At 57.0% G+C, this 4,533-nt stretch carries 3 protein-coding genes; all 3 read left to right on the top strand.

What is annotated here, in order from left to right; all coding sequences use genetic code 11:
- The first annotated feature begins 357 nt into the window (after positions 1-357).
- Positions 358-1,116 carry an MBL fold metallo-hydrolase gene (locus tag VGE80_RS13650; protein WP_397570509.1) on the top strand — a complete coding sequence of 253 codons (759 nt, stop codon included), beginning with the start codon at positions 358-360 and terminating at the stop codon, positions 1,114-1,116.
- Positions 1,117-1,234: 118 nt separating this feature from the next.
- A complete protein-coding gene (locus tag VGE80_RS13645; protein WP_397570510.1) occupies positions 1,235-2,614 on the top strand; it encodes a DUF1501 domain-containing protein in 1,380 nt (459 codons plus the stop codon).
- Positions 2,615-2,689: 75 nt separating this feature from the next.
- Positions 2,690-4,533 (top strand): DUF1549 domain-containing protein (locus tag VGE80_RS13640; protein WP_440593061.1); only part of this gene is annotated, 1,844 nt, incomplete at its 3' end.

The raw sequence follows: 4,533 nt of genomic DNA, 5'->3' as shown, positions 1-4,533 counted from the left end.
CGACCACCAGCTCCCGATCAACAGAAGCGTCGAACCACAGACTCGAGGGTCTCGTCAAGGCCTGACCCTAAGGGTGTGCGTCCCATCAGAACGGGGTTCCTCAGGCGATCGCCCAGCCTGTCTGAGGAACCCCCTGTGTATTATCAGGCTTGTGTTTTCTCGGGGGGATTCGTTCAGTGCGGCCGGGCTGGTCCAGGTGTGTCTCGACCCGGGCCTGAGCAGCGCCGATCGAACATCCGTCCGCTCCTTTGTCTCAGCAAATCCGGATTGCTTGTCGCCTTACGTCATCGCAGATATAGTGCCAGCGCATTCCCCCGGCTGCCATCAGTGCCGCTCAAACCGGATGTAAGGGACACTGTGGACGTTACTGTTTTATCGTCGTCAGTCGAAGGCACGGCCCATCAATTTGCAGCTTCGTACGTCGTCAACCAGCATCTGGTGATTGATGCGGGGAGCATCGGGTTTGCGGGCATCGAACGTCAACGAGCCATCAACTCCATCGTGCTGTCACACATCCATCTGGACCACGTGGCGTCGTTGCCGATTCTCATCGACAACGTTTACCAGCCGGATCGAGACTGTCCGACGGTCTACGCGTCCCAGCATGTCATCGACAACCTGAAGGCCCATTTCTTCAACGACATCGTCTGGCCCGATTTGATCCGGCTGGCCTGCGATGGATCTCCCTTCATTCGATTTGTGCCCCTGGAAGACAGGTCTCCCGTGGAAATTCACGGTCTGACCGTGACCCCGATCGCGCTGGACCACGTGATTCCCACATTCGGCTTCATTGTTGACGACGGCAAGAGCGCCGTGGCATTCGTGAGTGACACAGGTCCCACAATGGCCATCTGGGAATGCGTGAAGAGCCATCCTCGCATCAAGTTGATCTTCCTCGAAGCTGCCTTCCCCAATTCCATGAGCTGGCTGGCCGACAAGGCAAAGCACCTGACTCCTGCTTCGTTCGCCATCGAATACGCGAAGGCGGGACGCGCACTTCCGGTGATCGCAGTCCACATCAAGCCTGGTTTTTACGACGAAGTCGTAGGCGAACTCCAGCAACTGGGAATCGACGGGTTGAGTATCTGCCAGCCAAACCAGTCCTACACCTGCTGACACACAGCCGGTTCGAACGGTTGGTCAGTCAGGCGGTCCGGCTTGAGACATCTTGGCGGGCATGTCATGATAGATGACCTGCTACAGCTCACTCCCTCCCAGGCTCTGGAGAAGTTTGATGTCGATTGAATCCGCATTTGCCGCGCCCGTAAATCGTCGGCAGATGGTGCAAAGACTTGGCGGGGGCTTCGGTGCGATCGGGCTGGCAAGTCTGCTGGGCCAGGCATCTGCCAAAGAGCTGGCGCCACACACGGTTCCCAAGGCAAAGCGGGTCATTCAGCTCTTCATGAACGGGGGACCGTTCGGGCCTGACTTGCTTGACCCCAAGCCCATGGCCGCAAAGTTTCAAGGTCAACGCCCATCCGAACTCGACTCGTTCAGGACCGAGCGAAAAACCGCCGGCATCATGGCTTCGCCGTATCAGTTCAAAGCTCACGGCGAGAGCGGTCTTCAGGTCAGCGAGTTACTCCCCAATTTCGCCAAGTGTATCGACGATGTCTGTGTGCTGAAATCGGTCTATACCGACAATCCGAATCATGGGCCCGCGCTGCTGCTGATGAACAACGGCACGATCGTTCCCACCCGCCCCAGTATGGGTTCATGGTTCTCGTACGGGTTGGGCGTCGAGAACGAAAGCCTTCCAGGGTACGTCGTCCTCTGCCCGGGTCGCCCGGTCCGTTTCTCCATTTTGTGGACCAGTGCGTTTCTTCCCGGGGAATACCAGGGAACGTACATCAACCATTCGAACCTCGATCCTCAAAAGCTGATCCCGTACCTGCGTAACAAGCATCTCCCGGTTGACGAGCAGCAGCGGCAGCTTGAATTGATGCGGTCGCTCAACAGGCAGCACCTGGAAGAACGGGGTGGCGATCAGCAACTCGATTCGCGGATCACCGCCATGGAAACCGCATTCCGGATGCAGTTCGCCGCCACCGAGGCATTCGACCTGAATCGCGAACCGCAGCACATTCGGGAAGAGTACGGGTCAACCCACTTCGCCAACGGATGCCTGCTGGCCCGCCGGCTTGCCGAACGGGGGGTACGCTTTACTCAGGTCTACTACGGAGATGGTCAGCCCTGGGATACTCACAACGACCACAATAATCAGGTGAAGAACCTGTGTAAGGACATCGACCAGCCCATCGCAGCACTGCTCCAGGATTTGAAGCGGCGAGGGATGCTGGAGGAAACTCTGGTCATCTGGGGCGGTGAATTCGGACGAACACCGACAACCGAAAACGGCGACGGCCGGGACCATAACCATTATGGTTTCACGATGTGGATGGCGGGCGGAGGCATCAAGGGGGGCATGACCTACGGAGAAACGGACGACTTCGGTTTCCAGGCCGTCCACAACCGGGTCCACATCCATGATCTCCACGCGACGATCCTGCACCAGTTGGGACTGAATCACGAACGGCTGACCTATCGGTATGCCGGACGCGATTTCCGGTTAACGGACGTCGCAGGTCGGGTCATCCAGGAAATTCAGGCCTGAGCAATCCCGGATCAGTAAGCGCACTTCAATCGGTGAACGGAAGCCACGTGTCACATCGAGGCGGGGATAGCATCCATGCGATTTACTCATGTGATCGTCACGGCGATCCTTGCACTGTTGATCACCCCTGTTGTTTCCGCTGAAGACGCCCGGCGCGATTTCTTTGAAAACAAAATCCGCCCGGCCCTCGTTACCTACTGCTACGAATGCCACTCCGCTGACTCAAAAATTGTCGCGGGAGAGTTTCTTCTTGATAGTCGTGAAGGAGTTCATCAAGGGGGCGAATCTGGGCCTGCGATTAAAGCAGGAGATCCGGATGAAAGCCTGCTGATTAAGGCCATTCGCTACACCGACGAATCAGTCAGGATGCCTCCCAAAGGGAAGCTCCCTGCGGCAGTGATTGCAGACTTTGAAGAATGGGTGAAACAGGGTGCCTATGATCCACGGGATCGCCCCGCCGCGCGAGCGGAAACGGCTTCATGGGATGAGGTCATGAGGGAGCGAAGCGACTGGTGGAGTCTCCGTCCCGTCGCTCGCCATACTGTTCCGCCGCTGCCAAATATCGATGACGCGGCTTCCGTCGCCGATCGATTCGTCCGTCAGAAGCTCGCCGAACAGGGACTTGAATCCGCCGCTCCTGCCGATCCCAGAACGTTCATCCGTCGCCTGAGTCTGGTGCTGACCGGCCTGCATCCCACGGTTGAGCAAATTGACCAGTTCGTCGCCGCATGTCGCCACTCGCCATTAACGAATCCTCTGCCCGCGGAAGCGGTTGAAGCTCTCGTAGATTCCCTGTTGCAATCACCCCATTTTGGTGAGCACTGGGCGCGGCATTGGATGGATGTGGTTCGATTTTCAGAGACACACGGCAACGAATGGAATTATGAAGTTCACCATGCCTGGCGGTACCGCGATTATCTGATTCGGGCATTCAATGACGATATTCCTTATGACCAGTTCATCCGCGAGCATATCGCGGGAGACCTGCTGACCGAACCGCGCTGGAACCAGACCGAGCAATTCAACGAGTCGGTGATGGCAACCGGTTTCTTTCGCTTTGGTGAAGTCAATCACGATGACTGCATCACACTTCGTTCGATTGGCTATGACCTGACTGACAACCAGATCGACACTTTGACCAAGGCATTTCAAGCGACTACGGTCGCGTGTGCTCGCTGCCATCATCACAAACTGGATGCCATTTCGACGAATGATTACTACGCGTTGCTCGCCGTTCTTCGCAGTTCGAGAAATGTCAGCCATTCCATCGATTCGCCCCAAGTGAATGCGAAGCAGAAGCAGCGGTTGATTGAATTGAAATCCTTGCTCCGACAGGAACTCGGGGCTCTCTGGCAACAGGAAGCGAGCCACTTTGCCCGGTACCTGTTGGCCGCACAGGCGACCCGTTCCAACCAGCCTGATGCCTCCGAACTCGGCAATGGCCTGTCTCCGGAACGCCTCGCCAAGTGGGTCGCAGTACTCTCTACGGAAAAACTTCCACTGGAAGAACCGTTCGAGGTCTGGCGCCGAACCGCCGCTCCAACGATGCCCGCCTCTCCGGAGCAAACGTCGGCGACGAAGACACCCGACGAGATCGCGCGAAGGATTGCCGAGACATGGCGATCATTGGGACGGGAAATAGACCAGGAACATCGCGCCCGCTCTGAATTCAACCAGCAGCAGTTCAGCCCCTTCGGCGTATTTTCTAATGATGAGGCCGGGGAGTGGAGCTTTGGTGGTCAGTCCATGAATGGCCCCGTCTCAAAGGATGGCGAATTCGTAGTGCAGCTTGAGGGCGAGTCGGTCATCCGAGCCATCCTGCCAGCAGGTCGCTATACGCATTCTCTTTCGTCCAAACTCAACGGCACGCTTCGATCCCCGGTCGTCCCCTCCGGCAAGAAATTTATCAGCTTTCAGAT

The sequence above is a fragment of the Schlesneria sp. genome, from assembly GCF_036405755.1.
GTDB classification, from domain to species: Bacteria; Planctomycetota; Planctomycetia; order Planctomycetales; family Planctomycetaceae; genus Schlesneria; species Schlesneria sphaerica.
Note: the sequence above shows the minus strand (reverse complement) of the source record. Positions and strands in the feature narration are given on the sequence as shown.